The 26,230-nt window shown below is 56.7% G+C and carries 25 protein-coding genes and 3 tRNA genes; 11 read left to right on the top strand and 17 right to left on the bottom strand.

Annotated features, from left to right (window positions below; all coding sequences use genetic code 11):
• Nucleotides 1–194: 194 nt before the first annotated feature.
• The gene (ettA, locus tag HMPREF3143_RS09370; protein WP_021240576.1) at nt 195–1,862 is read left to right on the top strand and encodes an energy-dependent translational throttle protein EttA; all 1,668 of its coding nucleotides are present in this window, start codon (nt 195–197) and stop codon (nt 1,860–1,862) included.
• Nucleotides 1,863–1,954: 92 nt separating this feature from the next.
• Here the strand turns inward: ettA and HMPREF3143_RS09365 are convergent, their stop codons facing one another.
• Complete coding sequence (locus HMPREF3143_RS09365; RefSeq protein ID WP_070532837.1) at nt 1,955–2,854, bottom strand: LysR family transcriptional regulator; 900 nt, start codon at nt 2,852–2,854, stop codon at nt 1,955–1,957.
• Between the two features lie 108 nt (nt 2,855–2,962).
• Here HMPREF3143_RS09365 and HMPREF3143_RS09360 point away from each other — a divergent pair, with 108 nt between their 5' ends.
• The gene (locus tag HMPREF3143_RS09360) at nt 2,963–3,964 is read left to right on the top strand and encodes a zinc-binding alcohol dehydrogenase family protein (RefSeq protein ID WP_070532834.1); all 1,002 of its coding nucleotides are present in this window, start codon (nt 2,963–2,965) and stop codon (nt 3,962–3,964) included.
• 64 nt (nt 3,965–4,028) lie between these two features.
• On the opposite strand, the gene nadR is transcribed toward HMPREF3143_RS09360, so the two are convergent.
• From nadR to serB, 3 genes are all read right to left on the bottom strand, one after another.
• Entirely contained in the window at nt 4,029–5,261 is a 1,233-nt protein-coding gene (gene nadR / locus HMPREF3143_RS09355) for a multifunctional transcriptional regulator/nicotinamide-nucleotide adenylyltransferase/ribosylnicotinamide kinase NadR (protein WP_032643997.1), read from the bottom strand.
• A gap of 35 nt (nt 5,262–5,296) precedes the next feature.
• Nucleotides 5,297–6,682 carry a DNA repair protein RadA gene (radA, locus tag HMPREF3143_RS09350; RefSeq protein WP_070532831.1) on the bottom strand — a complete coding sequence of 462 codons (1,386 nt, stop codon included), beginning with the start codon at nt 6,680–6,682 and terminating at the stop codon, nt 5,297–5,299.
• Between the two features lie 74 nt (nt 6,683–6,756).
• On the bottom strand, nt 6,757–7,725 hold the full coding sequence (gene serB, locus HMPREF3143_RS09345) for a phosphoserine phosphatase (RefSeq protein ID WP_008502066.1): 969 nt from the start codon (nt 7,723–7,725) through the stop codon (nt 6,757–6,759).
• Between the two features lie 117 nt (nt 7,726–7,842).
• Between serB and HMPREF3143_RS09340 the strand changes: the two genes are divergently transcribed.
• Together HMPREF3143_RS09340 and lplA are read left to right on the top strand one after the other, a co-directional pair.
• Nucleotides 7,843–8,487 carry a YtjB family periplasmic protein gene (locus tag HMPREF3143_RS09340; RefSeq protein WP_008502067.1) on the top strand — a complete coding sequence of 215 codons (645 nt, stop codon included), beginning with the start codon at nt 7,843–7,845 and terminating at the stop codon, nt 8,485–8,487.
• Between the two features lie 39 nt (nt 8,488–8,526).
• Nucleotides 8,527–9,543 carry a lipoate--protein ligase gene (gene lplA, locus HMPREF3143_RS09335; protein ID WP_070532829.1) on the top strand — a complete coding sequence of 339 codons (1,017 nt, stop codon included), beginning with the start codon at nt 8,527–8,529 and terminating at the stop codon, nt 9,541–9,543.
• 85 nt (nt 9,544–9,628) lie between these two features.
• Here the strand turns inward: lplA and deoD are convergent, their stop codons facing one another.
• The 4 genes from deoD to deoC form a co-directional block, all read right to left on the bottom strand.
• On the bottom strand, nt 9,629–10,348 hold the full coding sequence (gene deoD, locus HMPREF3143_RS09330; protein ID WP_003856538.1) for a purine-nucleoside phosphorylase: 720 nt from the start codon (nt 10,346–10,348) through the stop codon (nt 9,629–9,631).
• Between the two features lie 103 nt (nt 10,349–10,451).
• Nucleotides 10,452–11,675 (bottom strand): phosphopentomutase, encoded by a 1,224-nt coding sequence (gene deoB, locus HMPREF3143_RS09325; protein ID WP_070532826.1) that lies wholly within the window; start codon nt 11,673–11,675, stop codon nt 10,452–10,454.
• 53 nt (nt 11,676–11,728) lie between these two features.
• Nucleotides 11,729–13,051 carry a thymidine phosphorylase gene (gene deoA / locus HMPREF3143_RS09320; RefSeq protein ID WP_021240582.1) on the bottom strand — a complete coding sequence of 441 codons (1,323 nt, stop codon included), beginning with the start codon at nt 13,049–13,051 and terminating at the stop codon, nt 11,729–11,731.
• 101 nt (nt 13,052–13,152) lie between these two features.
• Nucleotides 13,153–13,932 (bottom strand): deoxyribose-phosphate aldolase, encoded by a 780-nt coding sequence (gene deoC, locus HMPREF3143_RS09315; protein WP_003856543.1) that lies wholly within the window; start codon nt 13,930–13,932, stop codon nt 13,153–13,155.
• Between the two features lie 262 nt (nt 13,933–14,194).
• Here deoC and HMPREF3143_RS09310 point away from each other — a divergent pair, with 262 nt between their 5' ends.
• Both HMPREF3143_RS09310 and HMPREF3143_RS09305 read left to right on the top strand, forming a co-directional pair.
• Nucleotides 14,195–15,742 (top strand): YjjI family glycine radical enzyme, encoded by a 1,548-nt coding sequence (locus tag HMPREF3143_RS09310; RefSeq protein ID WP_021240583.1) that lies wholly within the window; start codon nt 14,195–14,197, stop codon nt 15,740–15,742.
• Complete coding sequence (locus HMPREF3143_RS09305; protein WP_070532823.1) at nt 15,717–16,577, top strand: YjjW family glycine radical enzyme activase; 861 nt, start codon at nt 15,717–15,719, stop codon at nt 16,575–16,577. The genes HMPREF3143_RS09310 and HMPREF3143_RS09305 overlap by 26 nt, the downstream gene beginning before the upstream one ends.
• Here HMPREF3143_RS09305 and HMPREF3143_RS09300 read toward each other — a convergent pair.
• The 8 genes from HMPREF3143_RS09300 to HMPREF3143_RS09265 all read right to left on the bottom strand — a co-directional run bounded on the left by HMPREF3143_RS09300 (nt 16,572) and on the right by HMPREF3143_RS09265 (nt 22,934).
• A complete protein-coding gene (locus HMPREF3143_RS09300) occupies nt 16,572–17,354 on the bottom strand; it encodes a TatD family hydrolase (protein WP_139145861.1) in 783 nt (260 codons plus the stop codon). The two genes, HMPREF3143_RS09305 and HMPREF3143_RS09300, sit on opposite strands and share 6 nt — an antisense overlap.
• Complete coding sequence (locus HMPREF3143_RS09295) at nt 17,351–18,403, bottom strand: patatin-like phospholipase family protein (RefSeq protein ID WP_008502074.1); 1,053 nt, start codon at nt 18,401–18,403, stop codon at nt 17,351–17,353. The genes HMPREF3143_RS09300 and HMPREF3143_RS09295 overlap by 4 nt, the downstream gene beginning before the upstream one ends.
• 120 nt (nt 18,404–18,523) lie before the next feature.
• Nucleotides 18,524–18,685 carry a DUF1328 domain-containing protein gene (locus tag HMPREF3143_RS09290; protein ID WP_003856556.1) on the bottom strand — a complete coding sequence of 54 codons (162 nt, stop codon included), beginning with the start codon at nt 18,683–18,685 and terminating at the stop codon, nt 18,524–18,526.
• Between the two features lie 127 nt (nt 18,686–18,812).
• Nucleotides 18,813–19,430, bottom strand: coding sequence for a molecular chaperone OsmY (osmY, locus tag HMPREF3143_RS09285; RefSeq protein ID WP_008502075.1), 618 nt, complete (start codon nt 19,428–19,430; stop codon nt 18,813–18,815).
• A 299-nt stretch (nt 19,431–19,729) separates the two neighbouring features.
• On the bottom strand, nt 19,730–21,319 hold the full coding sequence (gene prfC / locus HMPREF3143_RS09280) for a peptide chain release factor 3 (RefSeq protein WP_008502076.1): 1,590 nt from the start codon (nt 21,317–21,319) through the stop codon (nt 19,730–19,732).
• Nucleotides 21,320–21,410: 91 nt separating this feature from the next.
• Nucleotides 21,411–22,088, bottom strand: a complete 678-nt coding sequence (yjjG, locus tag HMPREF3143_RS09275) for a pyrimidine 5'-nucleotidase (protein ID WP_070532817.1) — start codon at nt 22,086–22,088, stop codon at nt 21,411–21,413.
• Between the two features lie 20 nt (nt 22,089–22,108).
• Nucleotides 22,109–22,552, bottom strand: a complete 444-nt coding sequence (gene rimI, locus HMPREF3143_RS09270; RefSeq protein WP_008502078.1) for a ribosomal protein S18-alanine N-acetyltransferase — start codon at nt 22,550–22,552, stop codon at nt 22,109–22,111.
• Nucleotides 22,521–22,934 carry a DNA polymerase III subunit psi gene (locus tag HMPREF3143_RS09265; RefSeq protein WP_021240586.1) on the bottom strand — a complete coding sequence of 138 codons (414 nt, stop codon included), beginning with the start codon at nt 22,932–22,934 and terminating at the stop codon, nt 22,521–22,523. The genes rimI and HMPREF3143_RS09265 overlap by 32 nt, the downstream gene beginning before the upstream one ends.
• Before the next feature lie 102 nt (nt 22,935–23,036).
• Between HMPREF3143_RS09265 and rsmC the strand changes: the two genes are divergently transcribed.
• The 4 genes from rsmC (at nt 23,037) to HMPREF3143_RS09245 (ending at nt 24,565) form a co-directional block, all read left to right on the top strand.
• Nucleotides 23,037–24,065, top strand: coding sequence for a 16S rRNA (guanine(1207)-N(2))-methyltransferase RsmC (gene rsmC / locus HMPREF3143_RS09260; protein ID WP_008502080.1), 1,029 nt, complete (start codon nt 23,037–23,039; stop codon nt 24,063–24,065).
• 172 nt (nt 24,066–24,237) lie between these two features.
• Nucleotides 24,238–24,323 (top strand) — tRNA-Leu (locus HMPREF3143_RS09255).
• Nucleotides 24,324–24,365: 42 nt separating this feature from the next.
• Nucleotides 24,366–24,451 (top strand) — tRNA-Leu (locus HMPREF3143_RS09250).
• Between the two features lie 28 nt (nt 24,452–24,479).
• Nucleotides 24,480–24,565: transfer RNA gene (locus HMPREF3143_RS09245), tRNA-Leu, on the top strand.
• A gap of 39 nt (nt 24,566–24,604) precedes the next feature.
• Here HMPREF3143_RS09245 and HMPREF3143_RS09240 read toward each other — a convergent pair.
• Nucleotides 24,605–24,874 carry a DUF1435 domain-containing protein gene (locus HMPREF3143_RS09240; RefSeq protein WP_175441116.1) on the bottom strand — a complete coding sequence of 90 codons (270 nt, stop codon included), beginning with the start codon at nt 24,872–24,874 and terminating at the stop codon, nt 24,605–24,607.
• Nucleotides 24,875–25,089: 215 nt separating this feature from the next.
• On the opposite strand from HMPREF3143_RS09240, the gene HMPREF3143_RS09235 reads away from it, so the two are divergent.
• Nucleotides 25,090–26,154 (top strand): GGDEF domain-containing protein, encoded by a 1,065-nt coding sequence (locus HMPREF3143_RS09235; RefSeq protein ID WP_023293335.1) that lies wholly within the window; start codon nt 25,090–25,092, stop codon nt 26,152–26,154.
• The last annotated feature ends 76 nt before the right edge of the window (nt 26,155–26,230 follow it).

Genomic DNA, 26,230 nt, shown 5'->3' with positions numbered 1-26,230 from the left:
GCGTCTTGCCACGTCAAAGTCTCATTAACTTATGCTAACCAGGCATCCTGCAACGCGCCACGTCATGGACACTTTTTTACCTTTCTTGCGCGTTTTAACACTCCCGACGTTCCTGGCTGGGATTAGGGCGGGAAAAAGGCTACACTTCGAGGCTGAAATTCCTTCTCATTACGATAAAAGAGGCGAAGTCCAACGTGGCTCAATTCGTTTATACCATGCATCGTGTCGGCAAAGTTGTCCCGCCGAAACGTCATATTCTTAAAAATATCTCGCTGAGCTTCTTCCCGGGCGCAAAAATCGGTGTTCTGGGTCTCAACGGTGCCGGTAAGTCCACCCTGCTGCGCATCATGGCCGGCATTGATACAGACATCGAAGGTGAAGCCCGTCCGCAGCCTGGCATCAAGATTGGCTACCTGCCGCAGGAACCTCAGCTGAACCCGGAACACACCGTTCGCGAATCCGTTGAAGAAGCGGTGTCCGAAGTGGTTAACGCCCTGAAAGGTCTGGATGAAGTGTATGCCAAATATGCCGAACCGGATGCGGACTTCGACAAGCTGGCCGCACAGCAGGGCAAGTATGAAGAGATCATCCAGGCGCACGACGGTCACAACCTGAACGTGCAGCTGGAGCGCGCGGCGGATGCCCTGCGTCTGCCGGACTGGGATGCAAAAATCGCGAACCTCTCCGGGGGTGAACGCCGCCGCGTGGCGCTGTGCCGCCTGCTGCTGGAAAAACCAGACATGCTGCTGCTCGACGAACCGACTAACCACCTGGATGCGGAATCCGTGGCGTGGCTGGAGCGCTTCCTGCACGACTTCGAAGGCACCGTTGTGGCGATTACCCACGACCGTTACTTCCTCGACAACGTCGCCGGCTGGATCCTGGAGCTGGACCGCGGTGAAGGTATTCCGTGGGAAGGCAACTACTCCTCCTGGCTGGAGCAGAAAGATCAGCGTCTGGCTCAGGAAGCGTCTCAGGAAGCGGCGCGCCGTAAGTCTATCGAGAAAGAGCTGGAGTGGGTGCGTCAGGGCACGAAAGGCCGTCAGTCTAAGGGCAAAGCCCGTCTGGCACGCTTCGAAGAGCTGAACAATACCGAATACCAGAAACGTAACGAAACCAACGAACTGTTTATTCCACCTGGAGCTCGTCTGGGGGATAAAGTGGTTGAAGTGACCAACCTGCGTAAGTCCTACGGCGACCGCGTGCTGATCGACGATCTGACCTTCTCCGTACCGAAAGGCGCTATCGTGGGCATCATCGGTCCGAACGGCGCGGGTAAATCGACCCTGTTCCGCATGATGTCCGGTCAGGAACAGCCAGACAGCGGCTCTATCACCCTGGGTGAGACCGTGAAGCTGGCCTCCGTTGACCAGTTCCGCGACGCGATGGATAACAGCAAAACCGTGTGGGAAGAAGTCTCCGGCGGTCTGGATATCATGCGTATCGGCAACACCGAGATGCCAAGCCGCGCCTACGTTGGCCGCTTTAACTTCAAAGGCACCGACCAGGGCAAACGCGTGGGCGAACTGTCCGGCGGTGAGCGCGGTCGTCTGCACCTGGCGAAGCTGCTGCAGGTGGGCGGTAACGTTCTGCTGCTCGATGAACCAACCAACGACCTGGATATCGAAACCCTGCGCGCGCTGGAAAACGCCCTGCTGGAGTTCCCGGGCTGTGCAATGGTTATCTCGCACGACCGCTGGTTCCTCGACCGTATCGCGACCCACATCCTGGACTACCAGGACGAAGGTAAAGTGGAGTTCTTCGAAGGTAACTTCACCGAATACGAAGAGTACAAGAAACGCACGCTGGGCGCCGACGCGCTGGAGCCGAAGCGTATTAAGTACAAGCGTATTTCTAAATAAGTGCCCAAAAGCCGGGTGGCGCTAACGCTTACCCGGCCTACGGTTCTGCGCTGTTTGTAGGCCGGGTAAGGCGAAGCCGCCACCCGGCTTTTTTATTTACCCACGTAATACCGCTTCACCTCGTCAAACTGCATTGCAAAGTCGATATAGCTCATCAGCGCGGGTGAGTTGAGCTTACGGCTCGGATAGGCCAGCCACAGGTCGTTTCCTTCAACATTCCACTCCGGCAGTACCTGCACCAGCGCCCCTTTCTCGACCTTATCTTCCAGCAAAAAAGCCGGAAGGAGCGTAATCCCCGCACCGGCAATCGCACATTCGCGGGCGTATACCAGGTTATCGGTCATGTGCGCGTTATCCGGCAGGTAGCGATAGTCCTCATTCTCGCTTCGCAGAAGCCACTCCGACCAGGCTCTGTGCGTAATGCTGCGGTGCTCCACCAGCTGACGGGGATGCGTTAGCGGCCCACGGCGCGCCAGATAGTCCGGCGAGGCCAGCATGTAGCGCGGACAGTGCCCGATCATGCGGCCAATCAGGGAGGAGTCCTGCGGCTTGCCGGTACGCAGCGCCACGTCAAAGCCGGCCTCGACCAGATCCACCACGTCATCAGAGATCGACACGTCCAGCGAAACCTCGGGATAGCGAAGCTGGAACTCGGCATTCATATGCGCCAGCAGCGTCGCGCCAATCCCCGCCGGGCAGGTGATGCGCAGCCGCCCGCTGGGGTTTTCGCGCAGGCGCTGGATGGCGTACTCCGCCCGCTCGCTGGCCGCCAGCATTTCACGGCAGTGCACCAGATAGTGCTCGCCCGCAAACGTCAGGTTCAGCCTGCGGGTGGTGCGGTTCAGCAGGCGGATACCCACCTGCTGCTCCAGCTGGCTAATCCGCTGGCTCACGCTGGATTTTGGCAGCTCCGCCTTCTGGGCTGCCGCGGTAAAGCTGCCCATCTCGGCCACCAGCGCGAATAGCGCCATATCCTGCAGCTGTTTAAACATGATTGTTCATCCTGTACGAACGCTGAGTTCTTGATTGTCCATCTTATCACGCAGATGGCCACTTAATAGACTAGCCTCAACAAAACGCATGCCATTGAGGAGCACACCATGTCAGTTAAAGCCATCGCAGTTAACCCTGAAAATCCCTCTACTTTCATTGAAATCACTCCACCGATGCCGCAGCCCGGCGAGCACGATCTGCTGGTGGAGGTGAAAGCCGTCTCCGTTAACCCGGTCGATACCAAAGTCCACACGGGCATTGCTAAGAACGGGCTGAACGAGCCGCGTATTCTCGGATGGGATGCCAGCGGGATCGTCAAAGCCGTTGGGGCTGGCGTGACCGGATTCAAACCGGGAGATGAAGTGTGGTACGCAGGCGACATCACCCGTCCGGGCAGCAACGCTACGCATCAGCTGATCGATGCGCGCATTGTCGGGCACAAACCGTCAAGCCTCAGCTGGGCGGCTGCCGCTGCGCTACCGTTGACCGCGCTCACCGCGTGGGAGGGACTGTTTGAACGGCTGAATATTCAGGATGCCGGTACGGACAAAACCCTGCTGATCATCGGCGGTGCGGGCGGCGTGGGATCGCTGGCGATCCCGTTTGCGAAGCACAACAGCAAGGTAAAGGTCATCGCAACGGCGTCCCGTGAAGATTCCGCCCGGTGGTGCCGCGATCGCGGTGCAGATGTGGTGGTGAACTACCGCGATCTGAAAGGCGAACTGGCGAAGCACGGGCTGACCTTTGTGGATTACATTTTCATCCTCAACGACACCGACGGGCACTGGGATGCGGTCAGCGACCTGATTGCACCGCAGGGGCATATCTGTTCTATCGTGGAGAATGAACACCCGCTGAACCAGGACAAGCTGAAGTCCAAATCCGCCGCGCTGCACTGGGAATTTATGTACACCCGCAGCATGTATCAGACGGCGGATATGGCGCGTCAGGGTGAGATCCTCAATGAGGTGGCGAAGCTGGTGGATAACGGCGTGGTGGAAAGCTCACTGAGTGAAACGCTGCATGGGCTGAGCGTGGAAAGCATTACCGAGGCGCACCGTAAGGTGCTGGACGGGCATATGCGCGGAAAAGTGGTGGTGGAGTTCTGAGTGGACTGATTCCCTCATCCCGGCCCTCTCCCATTGGGAGAGGGTTAGCGTGAGGGGAAAGTTATTAACCCTGCTCCCCCATCATCTCCTTCACCAGCTCGACGCAGCGCAGGAAACGGGAGTCGTAGTCCGACTCTTCCACGTGCACAAACTCAACGTTGTTTTCGTTGAGCATATCCACCAGCATGGTCTGGAATTCACGCCTGTCGACGGAGCTGCCGAGGCTGCGCATGCCGTCGGCCACCCACGGGGTGTTGTTTTCCAGCAGGATCACCAGGTCAAAGCGATATTCGTCAATCAGCGCCTGCACGAACGGGTGCTCGCGCCCTTCGTATTTTTTGCAGAACGCCTGGGTGGTGACAAAATCGGTATCGATGAACGCCACCTTGTTGGCGTATTTCACCGCGAAATCAATGTACTGAGCGTGACCGAGCGCGATTTTGTCGTAGTCGGAATACTGCAGCGCCATCTCGTCGCCGCCCAGGTGCGAGAAGACATAGTCACGGCCGTACTCCCACGCGCTGGTGGTGTTGAAGATGTTAGCGAGCTTGTTGACCAGCGTTGATTTACCGCTCGACTCGCCGCCCAGAATAGCTACCGTGCGCACGAAGAACGGCTTCACTTCGGTCGGAATGTAATCCCAGTAGCGGAACGGGTTTTCGCGGATCTGCGCTCCGCTGATGTTCATGAAGGTGCGTTTCGGATCGATCAGCACCGTCTCGATGCCCAGATGCTCGCGGAACTGCGGCGCGTCGGACTCTTCAGAGGTGTAGATCCAGTTAGGCGCAATGCCCTTCTCTTCCATAAACGCTTTGATGCCGTTGCTCCACACGTCCCAGCCGTGCGGGTACGGCTCCATACCCTCTTCGTTAAAGGCATGAATGCGAATGTTTTTCTGGTACTTGAAGGTCTGAAGCAGCCAGCGCAGACGGTCCGGCACGGTCGGCTGCTGCGACATGGCGCTGTCTTCAAACAGCTGACGATCGCGGGTTTCGTCGTACCCCATGATGATGTGCAGCTCGTCCACCTGGCTACAGGCGCGCTGGATCAGATAGATATGCCCGGTATGCAGCGGGTAAAACTTGCCGAACACCACGCCGATGTTCTTTTGCATACGCGGGAATTCCAGCCCCAGAAAGCGGTGCAGCGCTTCCAGCTTCTGCGCGCTGGGGCTTTTGATTTTGGCGTTCAGCAGTTGGCTCAGGTAGCCTTTGGTCATGCCGCTGGCGTCTGCCACCTGCTGCAGCGTGCAGCCTTTCTGGCGGATAGCGGTCTTGATGTAGTCAAATGATGACATAAATTACGGTGCCTCCTGCAAAATCGAATACGTAATTATAAGTCGTCAAAGACATTTAACGCATCTGCGAGTTTCTTCACGCCAAAAACCTGCATCCCTTCCGGGATTTTTTTCGGCACGTTGGCAGCGGGAACGATAGCCCGACGGAAACCGTGTTTTGCCGCCTCGGAGATTCGCTCCTGCCCGCTCGGCACCGGACGGATTTCCCCGGCAAGGCCCACTTCGCCGAAGACGACCAGATCCTGCGGCAGCGGTCTGTCGCGCAGGCTGGAGACCATCGCCAGCAGCAGCGCCAGGTCTGCGCTGGTCTCGGTGACTTTGACGCCGCCGACCACGTTCACGAAGACGTCCTGATCCGCCATCTGCAGCCCGCCGTGACGGTGCAGCACCGCCAGCAGGATTGCCAGGCGGTTCTGTTCCAGACCGACCGCCACGCGCCGCGGGTTGCCCATCATCGAGTGATCCACCAGTGCCTGAATTTCGACGAGCAGCGGGCGCGTCCCTTCCCACAGCACCATCACCGAGCTGCCGGAGGTGATCTCATCTCCCCGGCTCAGGAAGATGGCCGACGGGTTGCTGACTTCGCGCAGCCCCTGTTCGGTCATGGCAAAGACGCCTATCTCATTCACCGCCCCAAAGCGGTTTTTATGGCTGCGCAGGGTACGGAAGCGAGAGTCCGCGTCGCCGTCGAGCATCACCGAGCAGTCGATACAGTGTTCGAGCACCTTCGGTCCCGCCAGCGAGCCGTCTTTGGTCACGTGCCCCACCATCACAATCGCCACGCCGCGCGTTTTGGCAAAGCGCGTCAGGTAGGCCGCGGTTTCACGCACCTGCGCGACGCTGCCCGGCGAGGACTGGATGTCCGCCATGTGCATCACCTGGATGGAGTCGATCACCATCAGCTTCGGCTGCTCTTCTTCGGCGATCATGCAGATCTGCTCGATGCTGGTTTCCGACAGCATATTCAGGTTGCCGGTCGGCAGGCCGAGACGGTGCGCGCGCATCGCCACCTGCTGGAGTGATTCTTCGCCCGTGACGTACAGGGTTTTCATCTGTTCGGCGAGCTTGCAAAGCGTTTGCAGCAGCAGAGTCGATTTACCCGCGCCCGGGTTACCGCCGATCAGGATCGCGCTGCCCGGCACCACGCCGCCGCCGAGCACGCGGTCAAATTCCTTGAAGCCGGTGGAGAAGCGCGGCAGCGCCTCCAGGCTGATGTCTGAAAGTTTTTGTACCTTCGACACGCCTGCATTGCCCGCATAGCCACTCAGGCGTTCATTGCGCGCCACGCTCGGCGAAGCCGCCACACCACGCACTTCGGTGATGGTGTTCCAGGCATGGCAGGCGCTGCATTGCCCCTGCCAGCGCGGATAATCCGCACCACATTCATTACAGACAAATGCGCGTTTTGGAGCTTTCGCCACGGTTTACCTCGTTATTTCTCTGCGGCCTGCGAGCCGGGTGGCGCTTACGCTTACCCGGCCTACAAAGCAGACCGTTATTTCTGATTAAGGCTGCCGGAGAGAATGCAGAACACCCCCATCAGGTCAGCGTGACGGATAGTCACTTCCGTCTTTTCATTCACTTTTGGCTTGGCATGGTAGGCAATGCCCAGGCCGGCCGCTTTGATCATCGGCAGGTCGTTCGCGCCGTCACCGATGGCGACGGTCTGGACAACCGGAATTTCATATTTTTCCGCGAGGCGCGTCAGCGTATTGGCTTTGTACTGGGCATCCACAATATCGCCGATCACCTGGCCGGTCAGCTTGCCGTCCATGATCTCCAGCTCGTTGGCCACCACCGTGGTCAGATGCAGTTTTTCCCGCAGATAATCCGCGAAGAAGGTGAAGCCACCGGAGGCGATCGCCACCTTCCAGCCGAGGGACTGCAGCTTCAGCACCAGCTGCGTCAGCCCGGGCATCAGCGGCAGCACGTCGCGCACCTGGCGCAGAATGTTGGCATCGGCCCCTTTCAGGGTCGCCACGCGCTGTCTCAGGCTGGCGGTGAAATCCAGCTCGCCGCGCATCGCACGCTCGGTGACTTCCGCCACCAGCTCGCCGCTGCCCGCCAGCTTCGCAATTTCGTCGATACACTCGATCTGAATGGCGGTAGAGTCCATGTCCATGACCAGCAGGCCAGGCGTTTTCAGGTGCGGAATTTTACCCAATGGTGCGACATCCAGCCCGGCGTCATGCGCCAGGCGCGTGGCGCGCTGGGTCAGAGATCCCGCCAGGCGAATGACCTGGTAGTCTTCCACGCACCAGGCGGCGACGATGACCATCGCGGCTCCCAGTTTGGTTTGATACTGGGTCAGGCGTTGCTTATCCAGACCGCGTCCATACAGCAGCCAGCCGCTACGACCGGCGTGGTAATCCAGAGGCATCACCTCATCGCCACTTAAAGAGAGCGGCAATCCTGGCCATAAAGAGACATCCGTTGGCAGGTCACACCAGGTAATGTTCGGCATTAAAGCTCCTGTAATTTCGTTCGCGCCGGAAGGTTGCAGAGGGAAAATAACGCATGAGGCTACCCTGTAACCATCACTTCTGGCAACATTAAGCCGTAAATTTTCAGCAGGTGGAATATGGCTCGCGCAAAACTGAAATTCCGGCTCCATCGCGCCGTGATTGTCCTTTCCTGTCTCGCACTCTTAGTGGTGCTGATGCAAGGGGCATCGTGGTTTAGCCAGAACCATCAACGGCAACGCAACCCGCAGTTTGAAGAGCTGGCCCGCACGCTGGCACGCCAGGTCACGCTCAACGTCGCGCCGTCCATGCGTAACGAAACGCCTGACGAGAAGCGGATAGGCCAGGTTTTACGCCTGCTCACGGAGAACAGCCGCATTCTTGATGCCGGTGTCTATGATGAGCAAGGCAACCTGATTGCCCGCGCGGGTGAGCACGTCGACGTGCGCGACAGGCTGGCGCTGGACGGCAAAAAAGCCGGCGGCTACTTCAACCAACAGCTTGTTGAACCTATTCAGGGGAAGAATGGCCCGCTGGGCTATCTGCGCCTCACCCTTGATACCCACACCCTGCCCACTGAAGCCAAACAGGTCGATAATACCACCAATATTCTGCGCCTGATGCTGCTGCTTTCACTCGCCATCGGCGTTGTGCTGGCACGCACTCTGCTTCGGGGCAAGCGCACGCGCTGGCAGCAATCCCCGTTCCTGCTGACCGCCAGCCGGTCAGTCCCCGAAGACGAAGAGAGCGAGAAGAAAGAATAGTGATAAAGTAGGCGGATGATTCGGAAAAGGAACTCTGCCATGTCGACGTTACGCCTGCTTATCTCTGACTCTTACGATCCCTGGTTTAACCTGGCAGTGGAGGAGTGCATCTTCCGCCAGATGCCTGCCACCCAGCGCGTACTGTTTCTCTGGCGCAATGCCGATACGGTGGTTATTGGTCGTGCGCAAAACCCGTGGAAAGAGTGCAACACCCGCCGTATGGAAGAGGACAACGTCCGTCTGGCGCGCCGCAGCAGCGGCGGCGGCGCGGTATTCCACGATCTGGGCAATACCTGCTTTACCTTTATGGCGGGCAAACCGGAATACGACAAAACCATCTCAACGTCCATCGTCCTCAACGCGCTCAATTCGCTCGGCGTGACGGCGGAAGCCTCCGGACGTAACGATCTGGTGGTCAAAACGCCCGACGGCGACCGCAAGGTATCCGGCTCTGCCTATCGCGAAACGATGGATCGCGGATTCCACCACGGCACCCTGCTGCTGAACGCCGATCTCAGCCGTCTGGCTAACTACCTTAATCCAGATAAGAAAAAGCTACAGGCTAAGGGCATCACCTCCGTGCGCGGGCGCGTGGCGAATCTGGTGGAACTGCTGCCCGGGATTACTCACGAGCAGATTTGCGATGCGATTCGTGAAGCCTTCTTCGAACATTACGGCGAGCGGGTAGAAGCTGAAGCGATCTCCCCTTACAAAACACCGGACCTGCCCAACTTCGCGGAAACCTTTGCGCGCCAGAGCAGCTGGGAGTGGAACTTCGGTCAGGCCCCTGCCTTTTCCCATCTGCTGGACGAACGGTTTACCTGGGGCGGCGTGGAGCTGCACTTCGACGTGGAGAAAGGCCATATCACCCGCACGCAGGTCTTTACGGATAGTCTCAATCCGGCACCGTTAGAGGCGTTAGCCGCTCGTCTGCAGGGCTGTTTGTATCGGGCGGATATGTTGCAGCAGGAGTGTGATGCGCTGATCGGCGATTTTCCGGAGCAGGAAAAAGAGTTAAGGGATTTGTCAGCATGGGTTGCACAGGCCGTGCGCTAGTAAAAAAGCCCGCTTGCGCTGCGCTTAGCGGGCTTACAAAACCGTAGGCCGGGTCAGGCGAGGCTGCCACCCGGCACAACAGCGCTTACTCTTTATCGCCCAGCAGAACGGATTCCAGCGCGATTTTGATCATGTCGTTGAAGGTGGTCTGACGCTCGGCAGCGGTAGTCTGCTCGTGGGTACGGATATGGTCAGATACGGTGCAGATGGTCAGCGCTTTCGCACCGAATTCAGCCGCTACGCCGTAGATACCGGCCGCTTCCATTTCCACGCCCAGGATGCCGTATTTTTCCATCACGTCGAACATGTCGCCTTCTGGCGAGTAGAACAGATCGGCAGAGAACAGGTTGCCCACGCGCGCGTCAACGCCCAGCGCTTTTGCCGCGTCAACCGCGTTACGCACCATGTCAAAGTCAGCGATGGCCGCAAAGTCATGATCTTTAAAGCGGATGCGGTTGACTTTAGAGTCGGTACACGCGCCCATGCCGATCACCACGTCACGCAGCTTAACGTCCATACGCACCGCACCGCAGGAGCCTACGCGGATGATTTTCTTCACACCGAAATCGGTGATCAGCTCTTTGGTGTAGATGGAGCAGGATGGGATACCCATGCCGTGGCCCATAACGGAGATTTTGCGGCCTTTATAAGTACCCGTGAAGCCCAGCATGCCGCGAACGTTGTTCACTTCACGCACGTCTTCCAGGAAGGTTTCTGCAATGTGCTTCGCGCGCAGCGGGTCGCCCGGCATCAATACGACGTCAGCGAAATCACCCATTTCTGCATTAATGTGAGGAGTTGCCATCTTCAGTTCCTTTTAACTTGTTTTTTTTGCCGGGTGGCGGCTACGCCTTACCCGGCCTACAAAACCGTAGGCCCGGTAAGCGAAGCGCCACCGGGCAATGACATCAGAACATGGCCTTGCCATATTCCATGTCAGACGTACCAAAGTATTTCGCCAGGGTCTGGCCAATGTCCGCGAAGGTTTCACGATGACCCAGCGAACCCGGCTTCACTTTCGGGCCGTACACCAGCACCGGAATGTGCTCACGGGTGTGGTCGGTACCGGTCCAGGTTGGATCGCAGCCGTGGTCCGCGGTCAGGATCAGAATGTCATCTTCACCCACCAGCTCCATCAGCTCCGGCAGGCGGCGGTCGAACAGCTCAAGACCCGCAGCATAACCCGCGACGTCGCGACGGTGACCCCAGGAGGAGTCGAAGTCGACGAAGTTGGTGAAGACAATGGTCTTGTCGCCCGCTTCTTTCATCTCTTTGATGGTGGCATCGAACAGCGCATCGAGTCCGGTCGCTTTGACCTTTTTGGTGATGCCGCAGTTAGCGAAGATATCCGCGATTTTGCCCACGGACACCACGTGGCCGTCTTTCTCATCGACCAGCTTCTGCAGCACGGTTGGCGCCGGCGGCTCAACGGCCAGATCGTGACGGTTACCGGTACGCTGGAAGTTACCCGCTTTGTCGCCGATAAACGGACGCGCGATCACGCGGCCAATGTTGTAGCCGCCTTCGGTCAGCTCTTCACGGGCGATTTCGCACAGCTCGTAGAGTTTATCCAGGCCAAAGGTCTCTTCGTGGCAGGCAATCTGGAACACGGAGTCAGCAGAGGTGTAGAAAATCGGCTTGCCGGTTTTCATATGCTCTTCGCCGAGCTGATCCAGAATTACGGTACCGGAGGAGTGGCAGTTGCCGAGGTAACCCGGCAGGTTGGCACGCTTCACCAGCTTATCGAGCAGCTCCTGCGGGAAGCTGTTCTCGTGATCGGAGAAGTAACCCCAGTCGAACAGCACCGGCACACCGGCGATTTCCCAGTGACCGGACGGGGTGTCTTTACCGGAGGAGAGCTCGTGCGCCCAGGCGTAGGCGCCCACGACTTCCGCGTTAGCATCCATACCGGCTGCGATTTTACCGGTAGAACCTTCATGCGCTTTCACCAGCCCAAGGCGGGTCAGGTTGGGTAGAGTCAGAGGGCCTTTACGACCGTTATCCGCTTCGCCTTTCGCACAGGCTTCCGCGATGTGACCCATGGTATCGGAACCCACGTCACCAAAACGTTCTGCATCTTCGGTTGCGCCGATGCCGAATGAGTCCAGCACCATAATAAATGCACGTTTCATAATTGTTCTCCGTACGTAGTGCTTCAAAAATTATCGATCAGATCAGTATACCGCTATTCGGTGATACGGCGATAGACAGTCGGTGTGGTTTCCGGCGCTTTATTGTCAAGCGTAATAGCCGCCTTCACCGCTTTCGCCGCTTCCTGCCAGCTGGCTTCATCTTTGGCGTGGATCACCGCCAGCGGACGTTGGCCGTCAACGCTGTCGCCCAGACGGGCCATATCGGTAAAGCCGACGCTGTAATCAATAGTATCTGATGCCTGACGACGGCCGCCGCCCATAGACACGACCGCCATACCCAGCGCGCGGGTATCCATTGCCGAGACAAACCCTTCGCTGTCGGCATACACCGCTTTGCTGAGCGTCGCGGTCGGCAGGTACTTCGCATAGTTTTCGACGAAGTCGGTCGGGCCTTTCTGCGCCGCCACCATGCGGCCAAAGATCTCCGCCGCTTTGCCGTTGTCCAGTACCGCCTGTAGCTTCGCGCGGGCGTCGGCGTCGTCTTTGGCAAGCTTGCCGGAGATTAACATCTCCACGCACAGCGCCATGGTGACGTCGAACAGACGCGGGTTGCGGTATTCGCCCGTCAGGAACTGGACGGCTTCACGCACTTCGACGGCGTTACCGGCGCTGGAAGCCAGCACCTGGTTCATGTCGGTGAGCAGTGCGGTAGTGCGCACGCCCGCGCCGTTGGAGACGCCAACGATCGCTTCGGCCAGCGCCTCAGAGAGTTCATAGGTTGGCATAAACGCGCCGCTGCCTACCTTCACGTCCATCACCAGCGCGTCCAGCCCTTCTGCCAGCTTCTTCGCCAGGATAGAGGCGGTGATCAGCGGGATGGAGTCAACGGTCGCGGTGATGTCGCGGGTCGCGTAGAAACGCTTGTCTGCCGGAGCAAGAGAGCTGGTCTGGCCGATAATCGCCACACCAACGTCTTTAATAATGTCGCGGAAGCGGTTGTCATCCGGGAAGATATCGAAGCCCGGAATAGCTTCCAGCTTGTCGAGCGTACCGCCGGTGTGGCCCAGGCCGCGCCCGGAGATCATCGGGATATAACCGCCACAGGCGGCCACCATGGGGCCAAGCATCAGGGAGGTCACATCGCCCACGCCGCCGGTGGAGTGTTTATCCACAATCGGGCCGTTAAGGTTGAGGCTTTTCCAGTCCAGAACGGTTCCTGAATCTCGCATCGCCATGGTCAGCGACACGCGCTCAGGCATCGACATATCGTGGAAGAAAATGGTCATCGCCAGAGCCGCAATCTGCCCTTCTGAGACGGTGTTATCACGAATGCCGTTGATGAAGAAGCGGATCTCTTCGTCGCTTAATGCATGACCATCACGTTTTTTACGAATAATTTCTTGTGCGAGAAACACGGTAACCCCCATGAGGAATCGGGTGAATGGTGGCGGGTACGGTTTACCCGACCACGATCCGGGTAGGCCGGGTAAGCGTAGCGCCACCCGGCAATTCAAACTTAATAGCTGCTTGCGCTCTTACCGTCGCCGTGACCCAGCGCTTTCAGCAGGCTGGCCAGCAGGCTGGAGGCGCCGAAGCGGTAGTGACGGGAATCGGCCCAGTCGGCGCCAAACAGCTCGTCGGCAATCGCCAGGAACTGCTGCGCGTCTTCCGCGGTACGCACGCCGCCCGCAGGTTTGAAGCCCACGGTTTTGGACACGCCCATGTCGCGGATCACTTCCATCATGATGCGCGCGCTTTCCGGGGTCGCATTTACCGGTACTTTACCGGTAGAGGTTTTAATGAAATCCGCACCGGCTTTGATGGAGATTTCAGAGGCTTTACGAATCAGCGCCTCTTCTTTCAGCTCGCCGGTTTCGATGATCACTTTCAGCAGCACGTTTGCCGCCGCACACGCGTCTTTACAGGCCTTCACCAGGTCAAAACCGACCTGCTCGTTGCCGGCGATCAGCGCGCGGTACGGGAACACCACGTCCACTTCGTCTGCGCCGTAGGCAATCGCCGCGCGGGTTTCTGCCAGCGCAATCTCGATATCATCGTTGCCATGCGGGAAGTTAGTGACGGTTGCAATGCGCACGTCCGGGGTGCCCTGCTCTTTCAGCGTCTTACGGGCAATCGGGATAAAGCGCGGGTAGATACAGACGGCTGCGGTGTTGCCCACCGGCGTTTTCGCCTGATGGCACAGAGCGATGACTTTCTCATTGGTGTCGTCATCGTTCAGGGTAGTCAGGTCCATCAGTTTCAACGCGCGCAGGCTGCTTGCAGTTAAATCGGTCATAACATTCTCCAACGGCAGTGCCGTATAAATTTTACCTTGCGGGTCTGTGAGTATTCTAACATCCACCCGCATCCACACATCGACATTCATCACAGTTAATGAAAACTGCGTGCAAATTTGCATTACTGTAATGAGATCTTCTTCAAACTTTAGCGCGCATATTGCCGACTAAAGCAGCGATACCCCCTGTCGGATCAAAAGTGCCGACAGGCAGGCTTTCTACAATCCGTTCATCATCCGCAGAACACTCAAGGAAGCGAACATGTCCCACTCCAGCCCCGACGCCCTGCAGCAACGTTGCCAGCAGATTGTGACAAGCCCGGCGTTATCCCCGGAACAAAAACGTCATTTTCTGGCGCTGGAAGCGGAAAACAACCTGCCGTATCCGGCACTTCCTGAAGCTGCGCGCGCCGCGCTGGACGAGGGGTTCATCTGCGACATGTTCGAAGGCCATGCGCCTTACAAACCCCGTTACGTTCTGCCGGATTACGCAAAATTTCTGGCTAATGGTTCAGAATGGCTGGAGCTGGAAGGGGCAAAAGATCTCGACGACGCCCTCTCACTGTTAACCATCCTCTACCACCATGTTCCGTCCGTCACATCGATGCCGGTGTATCTCGGTCAGCTTGATGCGTTGCTGCAACCTTATGTTAGAATTCTAACACAAGAAGAAATCAATAGCCGAATAAAACGTTTCTGGCGCTATCTCGACCGTACGCTGCCCGATGCCTTTATGCATGCCAATATCGGGCCGGAAGATACCCCCGTCACGCGCGCCATTCTGCGTGCCGATGCAGAGCTGAAGCAGGTCGCGCCGAACCTGACCTTTATTTATGATCCAGCGATCACCCCGGATGATTTGCTGCTTGAGGTGGCAAAAAACATATGTGAATGCAGCAAACCGCATATTTCTAATGGCCCGGTGAATGATAAAATTTTCACAAAAGGCCATTACGGCGTAGTGAGCTGTTACAACTCCCTGCCTCTGGCAGGCGGTGGCAGCACCCTGGTGCGCCTCAACCTCAAGGCCATCGCCGAACACAGTACGTCAATGGAAGACTTCTTCAGCCGCGCCCTCCCGCATTACTGCCAGCAGCAAATGGCCATCATCGATGCCCGCTGCGATTTCCTGTATCAACAATCCGGCTTCTTTGAGAATAGCTTCCTGGTGAAAGAGGGGCTGATTGATGCCGATCGGTTTGTGCCGATGTTTGGCATGTACGGCCTGGCAGAAGCGGTAAACGTGCTCTGTGAGAAAGCCGGGATGACTGGACGTTACGGCAAAGACGAGCAGGCCAACGCGCTGGGCTATCGCATCAGCGAACAGCTTGCGGCGTTTGTCGAAAACACGCCGGTGAAACACGGCTGGAAGCAGCGCGCGATGCTGCATGCGCAGTCGGGGATCAGCTCCGATTCGGGCACCACGCCGGGCGCGCGCCTGCCCTACGGCGACGAGCCGGATCCCATCAGCCACCTGCTGGCGGTGGCGCCGCACCACAAGCACTACGCTTCCGGGATCAGCGATATTTTGACGCTGGATGAGACGGTAAAACGTAACCCGCAGGCGGTGGTCCAGCTCTGTCTCGGCGCGTTCAGGGCGGGGATGCGCGAGTTTACCGCCAACGTCGCGGGTAACGATCTGGTGCGCGTCACCGGTTATATGGTGCGGTTGTCGGATCTGGAGAAGTACCGGGAAGCCGGATCGCGCACCAATACCACCTGGCTGGGTGAAGAAGCCGCGCGCAATACCCGTATTCTGGAACGTCAGCCGCGCGTGATAAGCCATGAACAGCAGATGCGCTTTAGTTAGTCAGGTCATCCCTTTTTCCTGCGTGGACGGGCCGGGCAGCCGCCTGGCCCTGTTCCTGCAGGGCTGCAACCTGCGCTGTAAAACCTGCCACAACCCGTGGACGATCGGCCGCTGCAACGACTGCGGGGACTGCGTGCCCCACTGCCCGCACGACGCGCTGACCATACAGGCGGGACGCGTCTGGTGGCAGGAGAGTGACTGCCAGCAGTGCGACACCTGCCTGCACCTGTGCCAGCAGCAGGCAACGCCCATGGCGCACCGCCTGAGCGTGGAGGAGATCCTTTCACAGATCCGCAAATCCGCACCGTTTATCGAGGGGATCACAGTGAGCGGCGGTGAGGCCACAACGCAATTACCGTTTTTAGTGACGCTGTTCACCGCGATCAAAGCCGATGCCGCCCTGAATCATCTGACCTGCCTGGTCGACAGCAACGGTTTGTTAAGCGAAACCGGCTGGCAAAAGCTGCTGCCGGTACTGGATGGCGCGATGCTGGACCTGAAAGCATGGGGGAACGAACACCACCGCTTCCTGACCGGGCGCGAAAACCCGCAGATCAAGCAGAGTATCCGCTGGCTGGCAGATCGTAATCGTTTAACGGAGCTCCGCCTGCTGGTGATTCCGGAACAGTGTGATTATCTGGAACATCTGAAGCCGCTGACGGCGTTTATCCACGGGCTGGGAAACGTGCCGGTGCGCCTCAACGCGTTTCATGCGCATGGCGTGTACGGCGAGGCGGCGTCATGGCGCAGCGCCACGTCGGAAGACGTTGAACCGCTGGCGCGGGCGCTGGAAAAACAGAAGATAACGGTGATTCGCCCGGCGCTTTATCTATAGCGTGATGCCAAATACCGAACGCGTATTTTCCAGCAGCGCACTGGCTATGGCCTCTTCAGTCTCTTTTCGCAGTTCGCACAGGGTGGCAAACACGCGCGCCGCCTGTTCCGGACGATTCGGCTGGCCCTGAAAACCGTTCAGCGGCATGTCCGGCGCGTCGGTTTCCAGCAGAAGCGCCGACAGCGGCAGCTGTGCCATCACGTCCCGGGTTTTGCTGGCGCGCGGATAGGTGATGGTGCCCCCAACGCCGATTTTGTAGCCCAGCGCGATAAAACGCTGCGCCTGCTGCAGGCTGCCTGAGAAACCATGAACGACGCCCTTACGCGGCAAATCGATACGCTTCAGATGCATTGCCAGCTTATCGTGTGTGCGTCTTGAATGAAGGATCACCGGCAGATCGTGACGCTTCGCCAGCCTGAGCTGCGCGTCGAGGATCGTCTGCTGGCGCTCAAAATGCGGATCCTCGCGATAAAGATCGAGGCCGATCTCACCGATGGCGACAAGCTTGTCGCCTGCGGTCTGCACTATCTCATCAAGTCGCTCAATGTCCTCATTCCGATGCCGCTCAATCACGATCGGATGCAGGCCGAGCGCCGCATAGAGCGCAGGGTGACGCGTGGAAAGATCCAGCACGCGGGAAAAGTAAGCCGCTTCCACTGAAGGCACAATAATGGCCTGAACGCCTGCCTCGGCCGCTTTCGCAATGCTTTGCTCTTCATCTCCCGTAAACGGCGGGAAATCAAAGTGGCAATGGGTATCGACAAAGCGGTGCATCACGCCAGATCCTCGTTATCCAGTAAAGCGTCATTCGCCTGCGGAATGTCCACCAGGGGCACCGTCAGGGCGTCGTTGGCGACAATCGCAGGCGGCGTAATAATGCGTTTATGACGATGAAGCGGCGGCTGCTCCGCCAGCATTTTACCCACCGTCGCCAGGAAGTAGCGCCCACACAGCCGCCCCGTTTTGTAATCCATGCGCAGCGCAGGAACGCGACTGCCCAGCGCCATGCTCAGCAGCGGCTTAGGCGGATAGATTTCAAAAATACGCAGCTTGCCCGGCGGTTTCTCAATGAAGCGCTGCATCGCGCCGTAGGTGGTTTCATGCTGCTTCGCGATGTTCACCAGCGGCTGCAGGCTGCTGTCGCCCAGCCAGCGCTCCATCCGCTTAAACCACTGCGGGGTGTAATACATTTGCGACGGTACGGTACGGATCACCACAATGGTTTTCGCCCCGCGACGGGCGGCTTCCTGCACCGGCACCGCGTCACTGATCCCCCCGTCCAGATAGCTAATGCCGTCCAGCAGGGCGCCGGTACGATAAAAGCCGGGGATCGCGCTGGAGGCGCGGATGATGTCCAGCCAGTTCTCTTTCTGAGGCGAAAAATAGCCCGGGGAATAGTCATCGCCCCGGCTGGCGCACATCCAGAATTCTTTACCGCTATCAAACAGACGGGCGGCAGTATCCATGGCCAGCGGCATCTGGCTGGAGGTTGACTCCAGCAGCCAGTCGAGATCGATCAGGTTGCCGCCGCGCACAAACCGCACCGGGTTAAAAAATTCTTTCGCCGTGGTGTAGCGCATGATGACCTTTCGCGCGTAGCCGGGCTGGTTACAGACATAGGCAGAGAGGTTCTGCGCCCCGGCAGAGGTGCCGAAGTAAAGGTCAAAGGGGTTGAACTGCGCGCGCATAAATTCGTCCAGCACGCCAGCGGTGAAAATGCCGCGCTGTCCGCCACCCTCGCAGACCAGCGCGAGTTGACCCGCGCGAAACGGTTTTAACGTCAGCGGCGCAATATTGCCGAGCGTAACGGGAATTCGTTGCCCCACCTCTGCTTTCCTGTTTTGATTATTTTATAACACCACAGTAACGCACCCGACCTGTTACGCAAATAAGAAAAAGCCAGTCACAGTGACTGGCTTTATTTTGTTGACGGAATATTGCGTTTGCTATGGACGTCGACGCCCTGTAAACAGGCTGACCAGGAACAGAATAATACCCACAACGAAGACAATTTTAGCTGCCCATGCCGCTGTACCTGCCAGTCCACCAAAGCCCAATGCGGCGGCAATTAACGCGATAACCAGAAATATAATGCCCCAACGAAACATAAGCTTCTCCTTTACCATAGTTAATGTCGGCCGCTAAACGTGAGCGCTCAGGTCACTCACCGGCGTTTTTCCAGAGTCGTTCTTATTTCGCCCGCAGGGTTTAGCCAGACGGGCGAATGGTCGAGATTTACTTCGTTTTCAGATCGTTTTTAACGCTTTTCACACCATCAATCGCCTTCGCGATGGACTCGGCACGTTCACTTTGCGCCTGCGAATCTACCGTACCGGAAAGCTGAACCACGCCATCGGTGGTTTCCACTTTCACCTTACGGGACGGCACGATGTCATCTGCTAAAAGTTTAGCTTTGATTTCGCTGGTGGTGGCTGCATCACCGGCATAACCTTTCACCGACGCGTTTTTGCCGTCACGGACGTGCAGCTTATCGCTGACGGAGGCGACGCCTTCGACGCCTTTCGCCACTTTCACCGCCTGTTCAGCCTGAGCCTGGCTTTCAACAAAGCCGCTCAGCGTGACCACTTTCTTGTCGGTCTTAACGGAAATATCGGTGCTCTTGATGGCTTCATCATCCACCAGTGCGGCCTTCACTTTTGCTGTGATAGAGCTGTCATCCATGAAATTGCCGACTTTATTCATAGAGCTATCGATTTTTTGCCCTGCGCTATCGGCCGTGGATTGTGCTTTATCCATGGTGCTGCTTTCCGCCAGGGCGGAGCCGCTCACCAGAACGCTACCCAGTGTTACAGCCAGCAGAGTTTTAGAAATCTTCAGTCTTGTCATATTCATCGATCTATTCCTGTGTTGACCCGTTATTCGGGCTACATACTTCCTTAGTAGTGATATATATTGCGAATAAACACACGGGCAAAACGGATAACCTAAAGTCATGCATTGAACAGTTAATTTATCCACACCCGGTGTTAAACACTGAGTTAAATATAGATCACTCTCACAGAGCCGCTTTCAGAATTGGGTAAAAAATGGGCGAATAGCGTGAAATTGCGTTGAATTAAGAACATTCCGCAAGGGATTAATAAGACAGGAAATAAAGAAGAGCACGGCGAATGCCGTGCTCTGAGAGGGGATTAGTGCTCGCGGGTTTTACGGAACTGAACGTCCGGATAACGTTCCTGCGTCAGGTTCAGGTTGACCATCGTTGGCGCGATATAGGTCAGGTTATCGCCGCCATCCAGCGCCAGCTGAACTTCATTCTTACGCTTAAATTCTTCGAATTTCTTCACGTCAGAACACTCAACCCAGCGCGCGGTCGCGACGTTCACCGATTCGTAAATCGCTTCTACGTTGTATTCGCTCTTCAGGCGCGCAACGACCACGTCAAACTGCAGCACGCCGACCGCACCCACGATCAGATCGTTGTTCGCGATTGGGCGGAAGACCTGCACGGCGCCCTCTTCGGAGAGCTGAACCAGGCCTTTCAGCAGCTGTTTCTGCTTAAGCGGATCGCGCAGACGAATGCGACGGAACAGCTCCGGCGCGAAGTTCGGAATACCGGTGAACTTCATCATTTCGCCCTGGGTGAAGGTATCACCGATCTGGATGGTGCCGTGGTTGTGCAGCCCGATGATGTCGCCCGGATAGGCCTCTTCAACGTGCGAACGGTCACCCGCCATAAAGGTGAGCGCGTCGGAGATGACAACGTCTTTCCCGATACGCACCTGGCGCAGCTTCATGCCCTTTTCATACTTACCGGACACCACGCGCATAAAGGCCACGCGGTCACGGTGTTTCGGGTCCATGTTGGCCTGAATCTTAAACACGAAGCCGGTGAACTTCTCTTCTTTCGCTTCCACTTCACGGGTGTCGGTTTTGCGCGGCATCGGCTGCGGCGCCCACTCCACCAGACCGTCGAGCATGTGGTCAACGCCGAAGTTACCCAGTGCGGTACCGAAGAAGACCGGGGTAATTTCGCCGCTCAGGAACAGCTCTTTGTCGAATTCGTGAGACGCGCCCTTGACCAGCTCCAGCTCGTCGCGCAGCTGCGCGGCCAGCTCTTCGCCGACCGCCGCGTCCAGATCCGGGTTGTCCAGACCTTTCACGATGCGCACTTCCTGAATGGTGTGGCCTTTACCGGTCTGATACAGGTAAGTTTCGTCTTTATAGAGGTGATAAACCCCTTTGAACAGCTTACCGCAGCCAATTGGCCAGGTGATTGGCGCACAGGCGATCTTCAGCTCGTTTTCCACTTCATCCATCAGCTCCATCGGATCGCGGATGTCACGGTCGAGTTTGTTCATAAAGGTGAGGATCGGCGTATCGCGCAGACGGGTAACTTCCATCAGCTTACGGGTACGATCTTCTACACCTTTCGCGGCGTCGATCACCATCAGACAGCAGTCCACCGCCGTCAGGGTACGGTAGGTATCTTCGGAGAAGTCTTCGTGACCCGGGGTGTCCAGCAGGTTCACCAGGCAGTCATGATACGGGAACTGCATCACGGAGGTGGTAATCGAAATACCACGCTGTTTTTCCATCTCCATCCAGTCGGATTTTGCATGCTGGCTGGAGCCACGGCCTTTAACGGTACCCGCAGTCTGAATCGCCTGTCCGAACAGCAACACCTTCTCAGTGATGGTCGTTTTACCGGCATCCGGGTGCGAGATAATGGCAAAAGTGCGGCGCTTGGCCACCTCTTGCAGATAAGGAGACAACGTCATAATTAAATCTTCTTTTATAAGCGCGGCAGCACGCCACGCATCATGGAATACAAAATTGCGGCTATTTTACCCATCAACGGGGGGCAGGCAATCATTGTTTACACAGGAGTTGCTCCAGTTCGTTCAACGACGTCACGGTCCAGGTCGGCTCGATGCCTTCAGGCTTCACGCGGCCATGTGCATTGAGCCAGACGGTCGACAGACCAGCCTTCATGCCGCCCAGAATATCTGACTCTGCGGTATCCCCCACCATCAGGACACGATCGCGGTCGGGATTGCCAGCCTGCGCCAGCGCGTAGTCGAAAATTCGCGGATCCGGCTTCGGCACGCCCACATCTTCCGAGATCACCAGCGCGTCGAAATGATCGCGCAGGCCGGTGCGCTCAAGGCGGATCTGCTGCAGGGCGGTAAAACCGTTGGTGATGATCCCCAGTTTCACCTTACCTTTCAACGCATTCAGCAGGGAAACCGCGCCCGGCAGGGGCGCACAAATATCGGCCATGGCGTTGAGAAAAGCCTCGTTCAGCGTTCCCGGACTGACCTTTAAGCGTTCCGCCCAGACGTCAAAGCGCTGGTGCTGAAGCTGTAACGCGGTGATGGCACCGTTCTGGTAATCCACCCACAGCGGTTTGTTGACCGCCTGATAGTCCTGAAAATCTTCAGCGGTGAAGGTTACGCTATAGTCGAGAAACATCCGCTGCAGGCCGCCGAACGAGTCGAACGTAAACAGCGTTTCGTCGGCATCAAAGAAAATCCAGTCCCATTTCATCGTTACAACCTTATTTTTTATTATCCAATCGGCAGAGCCATTATGATGGCGTCTTCACGTCCCTCTGCGGTGGGGTAGTAGTTACGGCGGATTGTCGCCTCGTTAAAGCCTAAGCTTTCATAGAGCGCGATGGCGGCGACATTCGACGCGCGCACCTCCAGCCACAGGGTGAAAACGTCACGGGTTTCGAGCTCACGGATGAGGTGCTCAAGCAGTTCTCTTCCCAGCCCGCGGCGCTGAAACGCGGGATCAACCGCGATATTAAACAGCGTCGCTTCATCAAGAACAACCTGCGTGATCGCGAAAGCGGCCATGGTGCCGTCAACGTCCAGGCGGTAGTTCAGATACCGTTCGCCCTGATTGCTGGCGAAGGTTTTTTCGCTCCACGGAAACGCGTGGGCGCGTGTTTCAATCGCGAACGCGGTGGACAGGTCAGGCGTCGTGAGGGAAGAAATCGTGTTCATATTCGCAGATTTGTTGCCATAGCGCGCTGCGCGCTTTTGGGTTGGCTTTCAGTTCGTCCAGAGCTGGCGTGCAGATCTGGCTCCCCTGAAGAGAGATCTCATTTGCCTCTCCGATACGCCAGCTGTTACAGCGGCTATCAGGAGGCAGCATCGCGACACGCTCTGGCGTCAACGGTAAAACCTGGTCGGCCGTCAGCTTCAGGCTGCGAAGAACATCACCGATCAGGGGGTCATTCAGGGCAGGCAGTTCTTCCGCCACCATCACCAGGCGAACGTGCGCCGGGATGGAGATAGCGATTTCGCCCTGCAACGCCGTCGGGCGACGCAAAGCCCACTGGGTAATGCCCAGCTGCTGCAACTGCCAGTCTCGTCGGGATGTCATAGGGAAAACTCCTGTCTCTCAGGCGCGCAAATATAGCAAATGTGTCGAAAGTGCGCCATCTACCTACTATAATCCCCGCCTGAGTTTATTGAGGAACAATTCATGTCTGCATTTACCCCGGCAAGTGAAGTCTTGCTGCGTCACAGTGATGATTTCGAAGAAAGCCGTATTCTGTTTGCCGGAGATATGCAGGATGACCTGCCCGCGCGTTTCGACTGTGCTGAAAGCCGTGCCCACACCCAATACTACCACCACTGGCAGGTGCTGAGCCGCCAGATGGGCGAGCGCGCGCGCTTTAGCCTGGTGGCAGAGCAGAGCGATATCGCCGACTGCGATACGCTGATCTACTACTGGCCGAAGAATAAACCGGAAGCCCAGTTCCAGCTGATGAACCTGCTCTCCCTGCTGCCGGTCGGCTGCGATATTTTCGTGGTCGGTGAAAACCGCAGCGGCGTGCGTAGCGCAGAACAGCTGCTGGAAGGCTACGCGCCGCTGAATAAAGTCGACAGCGCTCGCCGCTGTGGTCTGTACCATGGCCGTCTGGAAAAACAGACAACGTTTGATGCGCAGGCATACTGGGACGAGTACCAGCTTGACGGCCTGACCATCAAAACCCTGCCGGGCGTGTTCAGCCGCGATGCGCTGGATACGGGCAGCAAGCTGCTGCTTTCCACCCTGACGCCGCACACCAAAGGCAAAGTGCTGGACGTGGGCTGCGGCGCGGGCGTGCTCTCTACCGTGCTCGCCAGCCATTCGCCAAAAGTGCGCTTAACCCTGTGTGACGTGAGCGCCCCGGCGGTTGAAGCCAGCCGCGCAACGCTTGCCGCAAACGGCATTGAAGGCGAAGTCATTGCCAGCAACGTCTTCTCCGACATCACCGGTCGCTTCGACATGATCATCTCTAACCCGCCGTTCCACGACGGTATGGAGACCAGCCTGGAAGCGGCACAAGCGCTGATCCGTGGCGCAGTTCGTCACCTCAACAGCGGCGGTGAGCTGCGTATCGTCGCGAACGCCTTCCTGGCGTACCCGAAAGTGCTGGATGAAACTTTTGGCTTCCACGAAGTTATCGCCCAGACCGGCCGCTTTAAGGTCTACCGCACCGTGATGACGCGTCAGGCCAAAAAGTAATCGCCTCCCTTGTAGGCCGGATAAGCGAAAGCGCCATCCGGCTATACACGGCGCGTCCATCGGACATTTTTGCATCAATCAAGGCATCACGCGCACTTTTCTGTTGACGTAAAGCTGAAAACATCTAGAATGCGCCTCCGTGGTTACGATACTTTTACAGTATCGATGGTATGCGAAGGTGGCGGAATTGGTAGACGCGCTAGCTTCAGGTGTTAGTGTCCTTAGGATGTGGGGGTTCGAGTCCCCCCCCTCGCACCAACGAGGCGATATCAACATAGCAATAAAGAGTAAGATGACTGTGCGAAGGTGGCGGAATTGGTAGACGCGCTAGCTTCAGGTGTTAGTGTCCTTAGGATGTGGGGGTTCGAGTCCCCCCCCTCGCACCATACATCACGATGATATTGCTCGCACTGGGCGAAGGTGGCGGAATTGGTAGACGCGCTAGCTTCAGGTGTTAGTGTCCTTAGGATGTGGGGGTTCGAGTCCCCCCCCTCGCACCAATTATCTTACAACCCCTCTGAATTTCTTCTTTTTTCCTGTTATTTCAAACTCATCAGTATCACCAGAATTCCGCTGACCAGCGCGACACAGGATGGCAGTAAAACAAAGTGACGCAGTTGCTTATGCCAGATCATGCCTGACGTGACTAACAGTCCTGACGCGATGATGACTTTCCAGGTATCGAGAGAGAGATCGGCAAACGTCAAACCGCCGAGAATGGCTCCCGGTAGCAGTACCCCCCAACCACTGCCCAGCGCTCTGTTCAACATGCTTTTCCCTCTATCAACGATAATGATAACCAATATCATATAACAAAAATTATCATTTGCCAGCTGAATGAATCAAAATCCATCGACCTTTACCTTTCCCGTAATGACAGGAATTGTCTAAGGTGATAAATTGCGCACCTGTTAACAACGTCTAAAGATTTTCTGATAATTACTCTTTGAGTTTTTTGCATATTTTATTGCGAAATAACACCTATTTATCTGTTTTAATTAAATTTTAATAAAAACACGCGACTATGACATCACAATCCTGGCGGTCTTTGGTTCACAGAAAATATCAATTATCGTTACGTTTATTTTTATTTCTGAACGCAACCTCGGCAGTGTTCTCGGTAACAAATCCGCTCAATTCTGTACGCCTGTTTTCCGCCCCTCTGATTGCTATTTTCGCCATCAGTACTGGCCTGTTCGTCTGGCACTGGAGAAAGCGCGCGCGGAAGATAAATATTCCTGTCGTTTCAGCGATCTTCGGTATTTTATGGGCCTGGCAAATTGTCTCCAAATTCGCCTTAATTACTCAGGACCATGCGACGTATTTGCTAATTGCTCTTTTAACGGTACTTTTTATCGGCACGCTGGCGTTCGCCAGTAATATCAAAGCGTTTACGCTGCATTCATTGCCCACCTTTATTGTCTGCCTGTGGTTAAGCGATCACGATATATGGCTGCGAATGACCTATTCTTTCGCACTTCCTGTGGTGGCAATTGCTATTCATAACATTTTGCAAAGACGCAACGACCGTTTCGCTCAGGAGCTGCTCTCTCGCCTTCTGGAAGAACGAGAAACCCTTACCGACCTCAGTATGATGGACCCGCTTACCGGGCTCTATAATCGTCGCGGTCTGCAAAGCCGTCTGGAGAATCTGCCCACGGTAGAAAATGGCGAACACTTTGTCCTGCTGATGGATATCGACCACTTCAAAGCCTATAACGACCATTACGGCCATATGATGGGCGACCAGGCGCTGAAGCGCGTCTCTGCGGCAATCCGCGACGCCGTGCGTTCTCGCGATATTGTGGCGCGTTTTGGTGGGGAAGAGTTTATGGTGCTGCTGACCAACATTTCACTCGAACACGCTCGCCAGACGGCCGAGCGGATCCGTCAGAAAGTGTATGATTTGAAAATCCCGCATCTGTTTAACGAAAGCGTCGCGACAAACGTCACTATCAGCATTGGCATCGCCATTTTTGAGGATGAAGACGTGGAAGGCGCGCTGGAAAAAGCGGACAAAGCCCTCTATGAAGCAAAGCATATGGGACGCAATAACATTCTGTTAAGCGAAGAGATTCAGACGGCATAAACCTACCGACGAGGTCACCAGGACAAAAGTCTTGCCATTGGTATGAGCAATAGTTAGGATTGGCAATCATTATCAT

This window comes from Enterobacter sp. HMSC16D10, from assembly GCF_001807145.1.
In the GTDB taxonomy this organism is placed as follows: Bacteria; Pseudomonadota; Gammaproteobacteria; order Enterobacterales; family Enterobacteriaceae; genus Enterobacter; species Enterobacter roggenkampii.
This window is presented reverse-complemented; position numbering and strand designations above follow the sequence as displayed.